The 14,744-nt window shown below is 69.6% G+C and carries 14 protein-coding genes; 13 read left to right on the top strand and 1 reads right to left on the bottom strand.

The annotated features are described in order from the left end of the window. Nucleotides 1–37 precede the first annotated feature (37 nt). Entirely contained in the window at nt 38–769 is a 732-nt protein-coding gene (locus tag BM355_RS09920) for an FHA domain-containing protein (protein ID WP_091697952.1), read from the top strand. Between the two features lie 113 nt (nt 770–882). Here the strand turns inward: BM355_RS09920 and BM355_RS14335 are convergent, their stop codons facing one another. Continuing rightward, on the bottom strand, nt 883–1,050 hold the full coding sequence (locus tag BM355_RS14335) for a hypothetical protein (RefSeq protein WP_177227915.1): 168 nt from the start codon (nt 1,048–1,050) through the stop codon (nt 883–885). Nucleotides 1,051–1,254: 204 nt separating this feature from the next. Between BM355_RS14335 and ligA the strand changes: the two genes are divergently transcribed. The 12 genes from ligA (at nt 1,255) to BM355_RS09860 (ending at nt 14,731) form a co-directional block, all read left to right on the top strand. Beyond that, nucleotides 1,255–3,687, top strand: coding sequence for an NAD-dependent DNA ligase LigA (ligA, locus tag BM355_RS09915; RefSeq protein WP_091698185.1), 2,433 nt, complete (start codon nt 1,255–1,257; stop codon nt 3,685–3,687). Continuing rightward, on the top strand, nt 3,684–4,556 hold the full coding sequence (locus BM355_RS09910; RefSeq protein ID WP_091697949.1) for an inositol monophosphatase family protein: 873 nt from the start codon (nt 3,684–3,686) through the stop codon (nt 4,554–4,556). The genes ligA and BM355_RS09910 overlap by 4 nt, the downstream gene beginning before the upstream one ends. 112 nt (nt 4,557–4,668) lie before the next feature. Continuing rightward, nucleotides 4,669–5,130, top strand: coding sequence for a glutaredoxin domain-containing protein (locus BM355_RS09905; RefSeq protein ID WP_245760731.1), 462 nt, complete (start codon nt 4,669–4,671; stop codon nt 5,128–5,130). Next, entirely contained in the window at nt 5,127–5,720 is a 594-nt protein-coding gene (locus BM355_RS09900) for a GNAT family N-acetyltransferase (protein ID WP_091697947.1), read from the top strand. The genes BM355_RS09905 and BM355_RS09900 overlap by 4 nt, the downstream gene beginning before the upstream one ends. A 63-nt stretch (nt 5,721–5,783) precedes the next feature. Next, nucleotides 5,784–6,080, top strand: a complete 297-nt coding sequence (gene gatC, locus BM355_RS09895) for an Asp-tRNA(Asn)/Glu-tRNA(Gln) amidotransferase subunit GatC (protein WP_091697945.1) — start codon at nt 5,784–5,786, stop codon at nt 6,078–6,080. Nucleotides 6,081–6,091: 11 nt separating this feature from the next. Further along, nucleotides 6,092–7,660, top strand: coding sequence for an Asp-tRNA(Asn)/Glu-tRNA(Gln) amidotransferase subunit GatA (gene gatA, locus BM355_RS09890; RefSeq protein WP_091698181.1), 1,569 nt, complete (start codon nt 6,092–6,094; stop codon nt 7,658–7,660). Beyond that, nucleotides 7,660–9,174, top strand: a complete 1,515-nt coding sequence (gene gatB / locus BM355_RS09885) for an Asp-tRNA(Asn)/Glu-tRNA(Gln) amidotransferase subunit GatB (protein ID WP_091697943.1) — start codon at nt 7,660–7,662, stop codon at nt 9,172–9,174. Before gatA ends, gatB begins: the two co-directional genes overlap by 1 nt. 24 nt (nt 9,175–9,198) lie before the next feature. Further along, nucleotides 9,199–10,278, top strand: coding sequence for a heparan-alpha-glucosaminide N-acetyltransferase domain-containing protein (locus BM355_RS09880; protein ID WP_091697940.1), 1,080 nt, complete (start codon nt 9,199–9,201; stop codon nt 10,276–10,278). Continuing rightward, entirely contained in the window at nt 10,268–11,197 is a 930-nt protein-coding gene (locus BM355_RS09875; protein WP_091697937.1) for a phosphotransferase, read from the top strand. Before BM355_RS09880 ends, BM355_RS09875 begins: the two co-directional genes overlap by 11 nt. 126 nt (nt 11,198–11,323) lie before the next feature. Further along, on the top strand, nt 11,324–12,370 hold the full coding sequence (tdh, locus tag BM355_RS09870) for an L-threonine 3-dehydrogenase (protein WP_091697934.1): 1,047 nt from the start codon (nt 11,324–11,326) through the stop codon (nt 12,368–12,370). Beyond that, nucleotides 12,370–13,578 (top strand): glycine C-acetyltransferase, encoded by a 1,209-nt coding sequence (locus tag BM355_RS09865; RefSeq protein ID WP_091697931.1) that lies wholly within the window; start codon nt 12,370–12,372, stop codon nt 13,576–13,578. The genes tdh and BM355_RS09865 overlap by 1 nt, the downstream gene beginning before the upstream one ends. A 13-nt stretch (nt 13,579–13,591) precedes the next feature. Continuing rightward, a complete protein-coding gene (locus BM355_RS09860) occupies nt 13,592–14,731 on the top strand; it encodes an NAD(P)/FAD-dependent oxidoreductase (RefSeq protein ID WP_091697929.1) in 1,140 nt (379 codons plus the stop codon). Nucleotides 14,732–14,744 lie beyond the last annotated feature (13 nt).

Here is a 14,744-nt window from a genome sequence, read left to right as displayed (position 1 = left end):
TGGTGCACAGGACAGAACGAGAGGCGGGGGAACGTCCATGACAGAGCAGACGAGACCGGAGCAGGCTGCCGGCCAGCTCTCCATCGACTTCTGCGGGGAGTGGTACGAGGTCGAACCGGGGTCCACCTTCACGATCGGGCGTGAGGGCGATCTGGAGATCGACGACAACCCGTACCTGCACCGGCGGTTCATGGAGATCCAGGAGCTCGGCGGGATCTGGTGGCTCTCCAATGTCGGCTCGATGATCTCGGCGACCGTGGCCGACTCCTCCGGCGGCATGCAGGCCTGGGTCTCGCCCGGGTCCCGGATCCCGCTGGTGTTCGGTCAGCTGAACGTGGTCTTCACCGCAGGCCCCACCACGTATGAGTTCTCGGTGCATCTGAAGACCCCGTCCTTCCTGCAGCAGGGCGGCGGCAGTGACGCGGTGGGGGAGACCACCATCGGGCCCGTGGTGTTCACCCCGTCCCAGAAGGCGGTGATCGTGGCCCTGGCCGAACCGATCCTTCGCCGTGGCGGCACCGGGTTCTCCACTGTTCCATCCTCGGCCGATGCCGCCAAACGTCTGGGCTGGCCGATCACCCGGTTCAACCGGAAGCTGGACAATGTCTGCGACAAACTCGACCGTGTGGGTGTGGCCGGGCTGCGCGGAGGCGGCGGCAAACTGGCCACCAATCGCCGGGCCCGCCTGGTGGAGCACGCCGTGACCTCACACCTGATCACTCCGGAGGACCTGCCCCTGCTGGACCAGCAGGTGGACGAAGAGGACTGAGGGGCCCGGGGTGCGCTGGGTCTGACTGGACCGGGCGGGCAGTCCCCGCCATTGTCCCTGCCCTTGGCCTCCCCTCGCCCTCGCCCTCTAACGTGTGGCCGAGAATCGGGGGTTCATCGGCCTCGCAACCCCGGATATTCAGCCCCACGTTGACCGTGAGCGGCGGCAAGCATCAGAGGGCCGCGCCAGGCTGGGCCGAACCGACGGACGGCGATCAGCCCGCAGACGATCCCTGCCGCCCAGATCGCCAGCACGATGATCCCCACGGTGTTGAGCTCCACTGGAGGACTCCTGTCCGAGTGTGGGCGGTCCACCTCTTGTGCTGAACGGTAGCGCGTGGACTCTCGCAGGGGAACGGATGGTTCTGCTCACCGGAGGGCCCCGGCGACTCCTCCCGTGTCCGGGCCCAGCACTAGGCTGACCGGGTGACCACAGACCAGACTCGCGCTGACTCGAAGAACGCACCGGCCGCCGTCGACCCTGCCGTGGACCCGGACCTCCAGCCGGATGCCGAGGAGATCCCCACCGGGTCCCTGCGGGAGGAGTACGAGCACCTCGTGGATGAGGTGCGCCGTCACCGCACGGCGTACTACCAGAACGACGCCCCGGAGATCTCCGACGCCGAGTACGACGCCCTGTACCGGCGGCTCGAGGATCTGGAGGCGATGCACCCGGAGATCGTCGCCAACGACTCTCCCACCCAGGAGGTCGGCGGTGAAGTGTCCGAGGCCTTCGCGCCCGTGACCCACCTGGCCCGGATGTACTCCCTGGAGGACGTGTTCTCCGTGGAGGAGCTGCGCACCTGGTACCAGCGCACCGCCGCCTCGATCGAGAACATCGCGCCCGGAACCACCCCGCAGTGGCTGGCCGAGGTCAAGATCGACGGACTGGCCGTGAACCTGCTCTACCGCGAGGGCAGGCTGGTCCGCGCGGCCACTCGCGGTGACGGCACCACCGGTGAGGACGTCACGCACAATGTGATGACCATCGGGGACATCCCGCAGCAGCTGAGCGGCTCGGGCTGGCCGGAGGAGATGGAGGTGCGCGGCGAGGTCTACATCTCCACCGCCGACTTCCGGGCGTTCAACGAACAGCGGGTGGAGGCCGGGCTGGCCCCATTCGCCAACCCCCGCAACTCCGCCGCCGGATCCCTGCGCCAGAAGGACCCCGCGGAGACCGCCAAGCGTCCGCTGAAGATGTTCGTGCACGGCATCGGCGCGCACACCGGACTGGACGCCCAGAGCCAGCACGCCACCTACGAGCTGCTCGCCTCCTGGGGCCTGCCCGTCAGCCCCTACACCTCCCTGCTCACCGCGCTCGAGGGCACCGCCACGAAGCCTGGGATCCTGGAGTACATCGAGCAGTACGGGCAGCAGCGCCACGGGCTGGTCCACGAGATCGACGGGATCGTGGTCAAGGTCGACTCCTTCGCCCTGCAGCGCGCCCTGGGCCACACCTCCCGCGTCCCACGCTGGGCCGCCGCCTACAAGTACCCGCCGGAGGAGGTCCACACCAAGCTGCTCTCCATCGAGGTCAACGTGGGCCGCACCGGCCGGGTCACCCCCTACGCGGTGATGGAGCCCGTGGTGGTGGCCGGATCCACCGTCTCCATGGCCACCCTGCACAACCAGGACGTGGTCAAGCTCAAGAACGTGCTGATCGGGGACACCGTGGTCCTGCGCAAGGCCGGGGACGTGATCCCCGAGGTCGTGGGGCCGGTGCTGCCCCTGCGCGAGGGCAAGAAGACCGTGACCGGAGACGGCCCGCTGGGGGCAGACGAGCTGCGCGAGTTCGTCATGCCCACCCACTGCCCCTCCTGCGGCACCGAACTGGCCCCGGCCAAGGAGGGCGACGTGGACCTGCGCTGCCCCAACGCCCAGTCCTGCCCCGCACAGCTGACCGGACGCGTGGAGCACCTGGCCTCCCGCGGTGCCTTCGACGTCGAGGCCCTGGGCGAGGAGGCGGCCACCTGGCTGACCAACGGCCCCGGCCCGGACCCTGCTGAGAACGGCGGACGCGTCCAGCCGGAGGGCCCCGGCGTGATCACCTCTGACGCTCAGGTGTTCGACCTGGCCGATGCGGAGGAGAAGGACCCCAAGGCTCCCCACACCCCTGAGGAGCTCAACGAGCTGCAGGCCCGTCTCGCCGCGGTCCAGGTCTGGCGGGAGAAGCGCACCAAGGACCCGGAGACCGGGAAGCTCGTCCCCTCGGGGCAGTGGGAGCTCAAGCCCTACTTCTGGACCCAGGGCACCGCCAAGAAGCCCTCCGAGCCCACCGCCAACACCCGGCGCCTGTTCCAGGAGCTGCACAAGGCCAAGACCCAGCCGCTCTGGCGGGTGCTCGTAGCCCTGTCCATCCGGCACGTGGGTCCCACCGCCGCGCGCTCGCTGGCCACCGCGTTCGGATCCATGGACGCCCTGGTCCAGCTGGTCACCCAGGAGGACACCGAGGTCGCGCGCACCCGCCTGGCGGATGTGGACGGTGTGGGCCCGATCATCGCCGACGCCGTCATCGAGTGGTTCGCCGAGGACTGGCACCGGCAGATCGTGGAGCGCTGGCGCACGGCCGGTGTGGTGATGGAGGACGAGCAGGACCCGGACATGCCCCGCACCCTGGAGGGCCTGACCGTGGTGGTCACGGGCTCGCTGGAGGGCTTCAGCCGCGACTCCGCCAAGGAGGCCATCATCCTGCGCGGCGGCAAGGCCTCGGGCTCGGTGTCCAAGAAGACGGACTTCGTGGTGGCCGGGGAGAACGCCGGCTCCAAGCTGGACAAGGCCGAGTCCCTGGGCGTCCCGGTGCTGGACGAGGCCGGGTTCCAGGCTCTGCTGGCCGGCGGGGCCGAGGCGGTCAGCGGCCGCACAGACGAAGACCTTCCCGACGACGGCGCCTCGCCTGAGGTGCAGGAGGAGACCTCATGAGCACGCTCAGTGGGCTGCTGGTGGTGGCCAAGAGCGCCGCGAAGGCCGGAGCCGCCGTGCTGGCCCAGCGTCCGGTCACCCTGGTCCCGGCCACCCGGGACGAACTGAGAGCTGAGACCAAGACCTCCGGCTCCGACTGGGTCACCGACTATGACCGCCGGGCCGAGGACGCCGTCCGCCAGGTCATCACCGGCTACCGTCCGCACGATGAGATCAGCGGCGAGGAGTACGGGCACACCGCCCCCGAGCACCCCTCCGGGTACCGGTGGGCGATCGACCCGCTGGACGGGACCACGAACTTCATCCGGGGCATCCCGCAGTTCTGCACCTCCGTCGCCGTGGAAGGCCCGGCCGAGGACACCGGTGAGCGGCGCTGGCTGGCGAGTGCCGTCGTCGCGCCCGTGCTGGGTCGGATCTGGTGGGCCAGCGCCGGTCAGGGTGCCTTCACCGCGCTGGACCCCTCACTGGGGGTGACCGGAGAGGAGGGTGAGCCCCTGGAGCCGGTGCGACTCGCCGGTCCCGTGCTCGGCCGCTCCGGACGGCTGCTGGGCACCGGCTTCGGGTATGACGCCGAGCGCCGCGCCTTCCAGCAGAGGGTGCTGGCCCAGATCATGCCGGCGTTCGGGGACGTGCGCAGGATCGGCTCGGCGGCCCTGGACCTGTGCATGGTGGCGGACGGCACCCTGGACGCCTATGCGGAGATCGGGACCATGGAGTACGACTGGGCCGGGGGAGCGCTGATCGCCGAGGAGGCCGGGGTGTCCGTGCACCGTCCGGCCCACCCCAACGGCAACGAGCACCCCGACTGGTCCGTGGCCGGGGACATCGACCTGTCCCTGCTGCCGCCCCTCATCCCTCCCAACCCCTGATCACGATCACGCCAACTCGGCTCCGGCACGGCGTGTCGCACGAACTTCTGCGCACGTGATCCGAGGGGGTGGGGCGTGCGGGTGTGGGGCCACCGCGTGACAGACTGGGGTGATGCGACGGGTGCTGAAGGTTCCAGCCCTGCTCCCCATGGCGTTCGCGGCCGGGGCGCTGCTGTTCCTCGCCCGGGCCATCCTGCAGGGTGACTGGGTCAGCTGGCTGATCGCGGCACTGTTCATCTTCTTCACCGTGAGGTACTTCGTGGACGCCACCATCCAATCCCGCCCCGTTGCCGGGGTGGACGCCCATCTCGCCCAGGGCGGAGCCGTCGTCTTCTGGCGGCCCGGCTGCCCCTACTGCGGCGCACTGATCCGAGCCCTGGGACCTGAACTGCGCAACAGCCCGTACTGGGTGAACATCTGGGATGAGCCGGAGGCCGCTGAACGCCTGCGCAGCTACAACGACGGCAACGAGACTGTCCCCACCCTCGTCACCTCCGCCGGCCACGTGGTCGCCACCGACACTGCCGCCGCCGTGGAGACCATCCGCACCGCCACTCCCGCCGAGAGAGCATGAACAGCACACCCATCGACCTGCACGGCCCCCGTCCCACCGAGCCGATCCTGCAGCATGGACACGTCACCGTCCGTGACGCCGTGGAGGCGGATTTCGGGGCGATCGGTGAGCTCACCGTCCGCGCCTACATCGACGGCGGACACCTGCAGGAGGGCGACCACTACCTGGAGAACCTGGCCGATGTGGCCACGCGTGCGGCCGCTGCCCGGGTGCTGGTCGCCGAGGTCCCCGGACCGGACGGCACCCCCGTGGTGGCCGGATCCGTGGTCCTGAGCCTGCCCGGCATGGAGATGTCCGAGCTCGCCCAGGACGGGGAGCTGGAGTTCAGGATGCTCGCCGTCCACCCGGATCACCACCGCAAGGGAGTGGCCCGCGCCCTGGTGCGCACCGTGATCGCCCGCGCCGAGGCGCACGAGGCGATCTCCGCCGTCGTGCTCACCACCATGGAGACCATGCTGGGAGCCCACCGGCTCTACGAGTCCGAGGGATTCGTGCGCACCCCGGAGCGCGACTGGTGCCTCTCCGAGATCATGACCCTCACCCCCGGTCAACCGGACAAGTGCTTCCCGGTCTACCGGCGTCCGGTGTGACCCACCGGCACTAGACTGAGTCACCGAACCACACCATCCGCAGCAGGAGACCACAGGAGATCTATGTCTGCCATCACCCGTGAGGACGTCGCCCACCTGGCGCGGCTCGCCCACATCCAGATGGACGGTGAGGAGCTGGACCGGATGGCCGGTGAGCTCGATGTCATCGTCGACGCCATCGCCTCCGTCAGCGAGGTCGCCTCGCAGGACGTGCCGGCCACCTCGCACCCCATCCCGTTGAACAACGTGTTCCGCGAGGACACCCCCCACGGGATGCTCACCCAGGAGCAGGCCCTGGCCATGGCCCCCGATGCCGAGGACGGACAGTTCAAGGTCCCGGCCATCCTGGACGGCGAGTGAGCGGAGCAGACATGACTGAGCAGAACTACACCCCTGACCAGCTGATCCGGCTCTCCGCCCTGCAGATGGCCGATCTGCTGCGGGCCGGCACCATCACCTCAGTGGAGCTGACCCAGGCGCACCTGGACCGGATCGCCGATGTGGACGGGGGAGAGAGCGGCATCCATGCCTTCCTCCACGTCAACACGGACGAGGCACTGGCCGTGGCCGCCGAGGTGGACGCCATCCGCGCCGCAGGCGGACTCGAGGCCGATGCCCTGCACCCGCTGGCCGGTGTGCCGATCGCCGTCAAGGACCTGATCGTCACCATCGGACAGCCCACCACGGCGGGCTCGAAGATGCTCGAGGGCTGGATGAGCCCCTACGACGCCACCGTGGTGGAGAAGATCCGCACGGCCCGGCTGCCGATCCTGGGCAAGACCAACCTGGATGAGTTCGCCATGGGCTCCTCCACCGAGCACTCCGCCTTCGGCAACACCCTGAACCCCTGGGACCCGGCACGGATCCCCGGTGGCTCCGGAGGCGGCTCAGCCGCTGCCGTGGCGGCGTTCATGGCCCCGTTGGCCCTGGGCACCGACACCGGCGGCTCCATCCGCCAGCCCGGTGCCGTCACCGGGACGGTCGGCGCCAAGCCCACTTACGGCGGCGTCTCCCGCTACGGCGTGATCGCCATGGCCTCCTCCCTGGACCAGGTGGGACCCGTGACCCGCACCGTCCAGGACTCCGCCGCCCTGCAGGAGCTGATCGGCGGACACGACCCCCGCGACTCCACCTCTCTGCCCAAGCCGCTGGAGGGCCTGCTCACCGCGGCCCAGCAGCAGGACATCACCGGCCTGCGGATCGGCATCGTCAAGGAGCTGCAGGGCGAGGGCTACCAGGCCGGCGTGCTGGAGCGCTTCCAGGAGGCCGTGAAGGTCCTGGAGGATGCCGGTGCGGTGGTCCAGGAGGTCTCCTGCCCGCACTTCGGCTACGCCCTGGGCGCCTACTACCTGATCATGCCCTCGGAGGTCTCCTCCAACCTGGCCAAGTTCGATGGCGTGCGCTACGGCAACCGGGTGGTTCCCGACGGCGGCGGCACCATCGAGCAGGTCATGGGCGCCACGCGCGCGGCTGGCTTCGGCGAAGAGGTCAAGCGCCGCATCATCCTGGGCACCTACGCTCTCTCCGCCGGCTACTACGACGCCTACTACGGTTCGGCCCAGAAGGTGCGCACCCTGATCCAGCGTGACCTGGAGGCCGCGTTCGATCAGGTGGACGTGCTGATCTCACCCACCTCGCCGACCACCGCCTTCGCCTTCGGCGAGAAGCTGGACGATCCACTCGCCATGTACCTCAACGACGTGGCCACCATCCCGGCGAACCTGGCCGGCATCCCGGGCATCTCGGTGCCCGGTGGCCTCTCCGAGGGCCTGCCGGTGGGCGTGCAGTTCCTGGCGCCCGTGCGCGGGGACGCCGTGATGTACCGCGCCGCAGCAGCCCTGGAGTCCCGCCTCGAGCAGCAGTGGGGCGGACCGATCTGGCAGCAGAGCGAACGCCTCGCCGCCACCGACCACTCTCAGACCGCAGGAGGAGATCGCTGATGGCAGCCGTCACCGACGAAGTGCTCAGCTTCGACGAGGCCATGGCCGCCTTCGACCCCGTCCTGGGGTTCGAGGTGCACGTGGAGCTGAACACCAAGACCAAGATGTTCTCCCCGGCGCCCAACGCCTTCGGAGACGTGCCGAACACCAACGTCTCCCCGGTGTGCCTGGGCCTGCCCGGCGTCCTGCCGGTGGTCAACGGCGAGGCCGTGGAGTACTCCATCAAGCTCGGCCTGGCCCTGAACTGCCAGATCGCCGAGACCTGCCGGTTCGCGCGGAAGAACTACTTCTACCCGGACACCCCGAAGAACTTCCAGACCTCCCAGTACGACGAGCCGATCGCCTTCGACGGCTGGCTGGACGTGGAGCTGGAGGATGGGACCGTCTTCCGCGTGGAGATCGAACGCGCCCACATGGAGGAGGACGCCGGCAAGCTCACCCACGTGGGCGGTGCCTCCGGCCGCATCCAGGACGCCGCCTACTCCCTGGTGGACTACAACCGCGCCGGTGTGCCCCTGGTGGAGATCGTCACCAAGCCGATCGTCGGCGCCGGTGAACGTGCCCCGGAGCTGGCTCGCGCCTACGTGACCGCCATCCGGGACATCGTGAAGAACCTGGACATCTCCGACGCCCGGATGGAGCGCGGCAACGTCCGCTGCGACGCCAACGTCTCGCTGATGCCCAAGGGCTCCACCACCTTCGGCACCCGCACCGAGACCAAGAACGTGAACTCCACGCGGGCCGTGGCCCACGCGGTCACCTTCGAGATCCAGCGTCAGGCCGCCGTGCTGCAGTCCGGCGGCAGCATCGTCCAGGAGACCCGTCACTGGCACGAGGACACCCGCACCACCACCTCGGGTCGTCCCAAGTCCGATGCCGACGACTACCGGTACTTCCCGGAGCCGGACCTGGTGCCGGTCCACACCACGCCCGAGTGGATCGAGCGACTGCGCGCCGAGCTGCCCGAGCCTCCCGCCGAGCGCCGCAAGCGCCTGAAGGCCGAGTGGGGATACTCTGATGAGGAGTTCCGCGATGTGGTCAACGCCGGTGTGACCGAGGAGATCGCTGCGACCGTGGAGGCCGGCGCCACCGCGTCCGCCGCCCGCAAGTGGTGGATGGGTGAGATCGCCCGCCTGGCCAACGTCGCCGAGAAGGACATCGCCGACCTGGGCGTGACTCCGGAGCACGTGGTGGAGATCGAGACGCTGATCGGTGAGAAGACGATCAACGACAAGATCGCCAAGCAGGTGCTCGGGTTCGTCGCCGCCGGGGAGGGCACGCCTCGTCAGATCGTCGAGGCCAAGGGCCTGGCCGTGGTCTCCGACGACGGCGCCCTCACCACCGCCGTCCAGGAGGCGATCGAGCAGAACCCCGGTGTGGTGGAGAAGATCAAGGGCGGCAAGCTGCAGGCCGTCGGCGCACTGATCGGCCCGGTCATGAAGGCCACCCGAGGCCAGGCCGATGCCGCGCGTGTGCGCGAGATCGTCCTGGAGCAGCTGGGCGTCCAGGAGTGACCTCGGCAACAGCCGCCCGCTGACATGGGCAGCACCCGTACAGGGCCGCGCCGTGAGCGCATCGAGTGGATCGATGCCGCTCGCGGCGTGGCCCTGTTCTCCATGTTCGTCGCCCACACGGCGCCGTCCGGTGGCCCGGCCGGGGTCCTGAACCTCACCGAGCACTTGACCGCGGCACTGTTCGCCGCGCTCATCGGGGTCTCGGCGCGGCTGGAGGCAGGGAGGACCGGTCTCGGCCCAGCACTGCTGAGGTCGCTGTGGCGCGGTGCCGTGCTGGTGGCACTGACACTGCTCAACGTCCAGTTCGGTGCCGGCGTGGTGGACATCCTGGGATTTCTGGCTGTCGTCACGCTGCTTGCAGCGCTGCTGGCAGGACTGCCCTGGATGGTCCGAGCGGGCCTCGCCGCCCTCCTGATGGCAGTTGCCCCGCTGCTGCAGTCGACCTGGGGAGCCGGCCGACTGGTGCTGTCCCTGACACAGTCGGGGCTTGATCCTGCGCTGGCGAGTGGCATCCAGGATCTGGCCGCCGGGCCGTACTACCGACTGCCCAGCCTGCTGCTCTGGGCGTTGGTGGGCAGCCTGGTCCTCGACAGCCTCACCCGCGGACGCGGTGGGAAGGCCTCCCGGCCCCGCGCCCTGGTGGTCTGCGCAGCGGGAACTGTTGTGGCCGTCGTCGTGATGGTGTGGATCCGGTGGGAGCGTGGCAGCTTCCTGGTGCCTTACACCGGTGAGCAGGCGGAGGTGGTGTTCAACACTGCGCTCGTGGTGGCGGTGGTGGCCGGGTGCGCCGCTGTGGTGCCGCTGCTGCCGCTCGGGCTGACTCGGCTGCTGGCCGTGCCCGGGTCCATGACGCTGTCCCTGTACGTGGCCCACACGGCGTTCCTGGGGTGGGTGGCACGCCATCCGGGGCCGTGGCAGGTCAGCGGGCGGTACGACGATTCCTGGCTCGTGTTGGGCACGCTGATGCTGGGAGCTGTGATGGTCGCGCTGCTGTGGCGGACCGGGGTACGCCGTGCACCGTGGTCGGCCGGGCCGATCGAGGGCGTCATCCGCGCCGCCGAGAACCTGGTCGGCGGATCCCGGAGGCCCAGCAGTGGGCAGTGAACCGGTCATCACCCCGACGCTGGTCCGGAGGCTGCTTCAGGAGCAGCATCCGGACCTGGGGGAGCTGAAGGTCGGAGAGATCGTCCAGGGATGGGACAACACCATGGTCCGCCTCGGTGATGAGCTGGCCCTGCGCCTGCCTCGACACGAGATGGGGGAGCGACTGCTGGGGCAGGAGATCCAGTGGCTTCCAGTGCTGGGGCTGCAGACCGGTGTGCGGGTGCCGGCTGCCGTGTGGACCGGGGTGCCCCTGGCCACGAGCCCGGACGGCCCCGGTTATCCGTACCGCTGGGCGGTGGTGCCGTGGACGGCCGGCCGATCCGCAGGGGAGCTGCTCACGCAGACCAGAGACGCCTATGCCGAGCCGTTCGCGAGGACGCTGGCCGCCCTGCATGTGCCCGGAGCTGCGGGAGCCCCGGTGAGTCCCGTGGGGCGGGGCCAGGGGATCGAGACCGTCCTGGACCGGGTGCGGGAGCGACTCCGGGACCGGACCGCCGAGCTGGGAGAACGACAGGTGGGACACCTGGGTGACCTGATCCAGCAGGCGTTGGACGCGAGACCGCACGAAGGACCGCCCCGGTGGCTGCACGGCGATCCCCACCCGCGGAACACCGTGCTGACCGCGGCCCCTCAGGATGAGGGCCCAGGCAGCCCCCAGCTGGTGGACTTCGGTGACCTCTGCGTCGGAGACCCCGCCTCTGATCTGGGGCAGTCCTGGGACCACTTCACCAGTGCTGGACGGGAACGGTTCCGGGCGGCGTACGGGCAGGCTCGAGGGCTGACTGCTGAGGACGACCAGGCCCTCTGGACCCGTGCTCGTGGCTGGGCCGTGCACTATGCCCTGATCTATCTGGACCTTCACCGTCCGGAGGACCTGCGCCGCGCCGGAGGACGCATGCTCGAGGTCCTTGACTCGTAGCGCGTCTGTGAAGGCGGTTACAGTGAAGGCGACGGTCGGGCACACACCTGCCTGGCCGTCGTCGTTCCCTGTATCCCGGCGCCGCACCACCCCGGCGGTGCCCCTGCGGAGAGGCACCGCCGCCCCATGAAGGCCCTGTACAAGTCCGGCCCCCACGCCGGCTTCGAGTTCACCGACCGCCCGGAGCCCGAGTGCGGCCCGCACGACGTGAAGATCCGCGTGCACACCACCGGCATCTGCGGCACCGACCTGCACATCGAGTCCTATGACGCCGCCGCGCAGGCGATGATCCAGGCCCCGATGATCCCGGGCCACGAGTTCTACGGGGAGGTCGTGGAGGTCGGCTACCTCGCCACCCACGTGAAGGTGGGGGACAAGGTCTCCGGCGAGGGTCATGTGGTGTGCGGGATGTGCCGGAACTGCCGGGCCGGGCGCCGCCAGATGTGCATCAACACCCGTTCCGTGGGCGTGCAGCGGGACGGCGCGTTCGCCGAGTACGTGGTCATCCCCGAGTCCAATGTGTGGGTGCACCAGGATCCGAGCATCACCGCCGAGCTCGGCGCGATCTTCGACCCCTTCGGCAATGCCGTGCACACCGCCCTGTCCTTCCCACTGGTCGGCGAGGACGTGCTGATCACCGGTGCCGGTCCGATTGGGCTGATGGCCATCGCTGTGGCCCGTCATGCCGGTGCGCGCAAGATCGCCATCACCGATGTCTCCGCCGAACGGCTCGAACTGGCCCGGGCGATCGGCGCCGACCTGGCCGTGGACGTCTCCACCACCCGGATCTCCGAGGCGCAGCGGCAGCTGGGCATGCTGGAGGGCTTCGACGTGGGGCTGGAGATGTCCGGCCGGCCCAGCGCTCTGCGCGAGATGATCGACAACATGAACCACGGCGGCAAGATCGCCCTGCTGGGCCTGCCGGATCAGCCCATCGAGGTGGACTGGACCAAGGTGGTCACCCACATGCTGACCATCAAGGGGATCTACGGCCGGGAGATGTTCGAGACCTGGTACGCCATGAGCGCCATGCTCTCCTCGAACCCCACACTGCGCGAACACGTGGCCGGAGTGGTCACCGACGTCATCCCCGCCCCGGACTGGGAGCGGGCATTCGAGACGGCCCGGTCCGGCAGCACCGGCAAGGTCGTCCTGGACTGGAGGAACATCTGATGTACACCGTGAAGGACCAGCTGGTCGCCGAACTGGCGCAGATCGAGGCCGACGGCCTGACCAAGCGCGAGCGTCGGATCGACTCCCCACAGTCCAACCGCATCCAGGCCGGACCCGTGGACGGGGAGAGCCGGGACGTGCTGAACTTCTGCGCCAACAACTACCTCGGCCTGGCCGATGACCCCCGGCTGATCGAGTCCGCCAAGCGTGCCCTGGACGAGCGCGGCTTCGGCATGGCCTCCGTGCGGTTCATCTGCGGCACCCAGGACACCCACCTGGAGCTGGAGCGCCGGCTCTCCGAGTTCCTGGGCACCGAGGACACCATCCTGTTCTCCTCCTGTTTCGACGCCAACGGGGGTGTCTTCGAGTCCCTGTTCGGCCCTGAGGACGCCATCGTCTCCGACGCCCTGAACCACGCCTCGATCATCGACGGCATCCGGCTCTCCAAGGCGGCCCGGTTCCGCTATGCCAACCGGGACATGGCCGACCTGCGGGCCCAGCTGGAGAAGACCAAGGCCCTGCACGACGGCGGCGGGGCACGTCGGGTGGTCATCGTCACCGATGGCGTGTTCTCCATGGACGGCTACCTCGCGCCGTTGCAGGAGATCTGCGATCTCGCCGAGGAGTTCGGGGCCCTGGTGATGGTGGACGACTCCCACGCGGTGGGATTCATGGGGCAGACCGGAGCGGGCACGCCGGAGCATGCGGGTGTCACGGACCGGGTGGACATCTACACCGGCACCTTCGGCAAGGCCTTGGGCGGTGCCTCCGGCGGTTATGTGTCCGGACGGGCGGAGATCGTGGCGATGCTGCGGCAGCGGGCTCGGCCGTACCTGTTCTCCAACTCGCTGGCCCCCTCGATCGTGGCCGCCACGCTGACCGCTCTGGACCTGCTGGAGGGCTCGGCGGACCTGCGCGCGCAGCTGGAGTCCAACGCCGCCCTGTTCCGCCGCCGGATGACCGAGGAGGGCTTCGAGCTGCTGGACGGCGAGCACGCCATCATCCCGGTCATGTTCGGCGATGCCGTGGAGGCCGCCCGGGTGGCCGACCGCATGCTGGACCAAGGCGTGTACGTGACCGCATTCAGCTACCCGGTGGTGCCCAAGGGACAGGCCCGGATCCGGGTCCAGCTCTCCGCGGCGCACACCGAGGAGGACATCCAGGCCTGCGTGCAGGCGTTCATGGCGGCACGGGAAGGTGCGGAGTGATCGAGGCCCGGGCGTGAGCACGACCAGGGTGGAGCACCTGATCATCGGTGGAGGCGTGGCCGGGGTGAGTCTGGCCGCGCACCTGGCTGAGCGTGAGCGGGCAGCCCATGAGCGGGCCGACGTGCTGCTGCTCGAGGCCGAACCCATCCTGGCCCACCACACCTCCGGGCGTTCCGCCCAGCAGCTGATCCCCTCCTACGGACCCGATGCCGTGCGCGAGCTGACGCGGCTCACACTGGAGGAACTGGACCGGACTCAGGCAGAGCTGGCGCATCCCGTGGTCTGGCCCAGTGGGTTCCTGATGGCTGGGACCGAGGAGCAGGTCGCTGCAGGAGCCTCAGAGGCCATGCGGCGGATCAGCCTGGACGAGCTGGCTCAGCTGGCGCCGGAGCTGCGGATCGAACGGTTCGAGGCCGCCGGACTGGACACCACCGCCGTGCGCAGCAACGCCCCACGGCTGATCCACTGGCACGCCGAACGGGCCCGGTCCGCCGGCGCACAGCTGCGGACCGGTGCACGGGTGACCGGGATCGAGCCGCGTCCTGCGGGAGACGGGTTCGAGGTGAGCGTGCAGACCGAGACCGGCACCGAGCGGATCCACGCACGCGTCGTGGTCAACGCGGCCGGCGCCTGGGCGGACCACGTGGCCTCCCTGGCGGGCGCAGCGCCCCTGGAGCTGACCCCGCTGAGGCGAACGGCCGCCGTCGTGACCCTGGCGGAGCCACTCGCGCCGGAGCATCCGCTGCTGGACCGAGCTGATGAGGCGTACTACTACCGGCCTGAAGGGGAGCACCTGCTGATCTCCCCGTCTGAGGCGGTCCCCTCGCCTGCGGAGGACGCCCAGCCGATCTTGGCCGAGGTGGAGGCGGTGATCGAGCTGATCCGCCAGGACACCACACTGCAGATCGGTCCCGTTCAGCGCGCGTGGACCGGGCTGCGCACCGAATCCCCGGACGGCGTGCCCGTAGTGGGACCGGACCCAGAGGTGCCCGGGCTGTTCTGGCTGGCCGGTCAGTCCGGCTACGGCTTCCAGACCTGTTCGGCACTGGCCCGCGTGGCCACCGACCTGCTGGTGGACGGTGCCGTGGGGGACTGGTGCCCGGCATGGGCGGCTCAGGCGCTGGACCCGCGACGGTTCCCGCTCGCGCGCTGAGACCCGAGTCCGG

This window comes from Micrococcus terreus, from assembly GCF_900116905.1.
GTDB lineage: Bacteria > Actinomycetota > Actinomycetes > Actinomycetales > Micrococcaceae > Citricoccus > Citricoccus terreus.
The sequence above is the reverse complement of the archived record's forward strand: the minus strand, read 5'-3'. Positions and strand labels throughout refer to the sequence as shown.

What these genes read in the sequence shown, in the direction of transcription:
- BM355_RS09865 (WP_091697931.1), top strand. Translation starts at nt 12,370, where the DNA reads ATGTACACCGTGAAGGACCAGCTGGTCGCCGAACTGGCGCAGATCGAG.
- BM355_RS09900 (WP_091697947.1), top strand. Translation starts at nt 5,127, where the DNA reads ATGAACAGCACACCCATCGACCTGCACGGCCCCCGTCCCACCGAGCCG.
- tdh (WP_091697934.1), top strand. Translation starts at nt 11,324, where the DNA reads ATGAAGGCCCTGTACAAGTCCGGCCCCCACGCCGGCTTCGAGTTCACC.
- BM355_RS09880 (WP_091697940.1), top strand. Translation starts at nt 9,199, where the DNA reads ATGGGCAGCACCCGTACAGGGCCGCGCCGTGAGCGCATCGAGTGGATC.
- BM355_RS09920 (WP_091697952.1), top strand. Translation starts at nt 38, where the DNA reads ATGACAGAGCAGACGAGACCGGAGCAGGCTGCCGGCCAGCTCTCCATC.
- BM355_RS09910 (WP_091697949.1), top strand. Translation starts at nt 3,684, where the DNA reads ATGAGCACGCTCAGTGGGCTGCTGGTGGTGGCCAAGAGCGCCGCGAAG.
- gatC (WP_091697945.1), top strand. Translation starts at nt 5,784, where the DNA reads ATGTCTGCCATCACCCGTGAGGACGTCGCCCACCTGGCGCGGCTCGCC.
- gatB (WP_091697943.1), top strand. Translation starts at nt 7,660, where the DNA reads ATGGCAGCCGTCACCGACGAAGTGCTCAGCTTCGACGAGGCCATGGCC.
- gatA (WP_091698181.1), top strand. Translation starts at nt 6,092, where the DNA reads ATGACTGAGCAGAACTACACCCCTGACCAGCTGATCCGGCTCTCCGCC.
- BM355_RS09905 (WP_245760731.1), top strand. Translation starts at nt 4,669, where the DNA reads ATGCGACGGGTGCTGAAGGTTCCAGCCCTGCTCCCCATGGCGTTCGCG.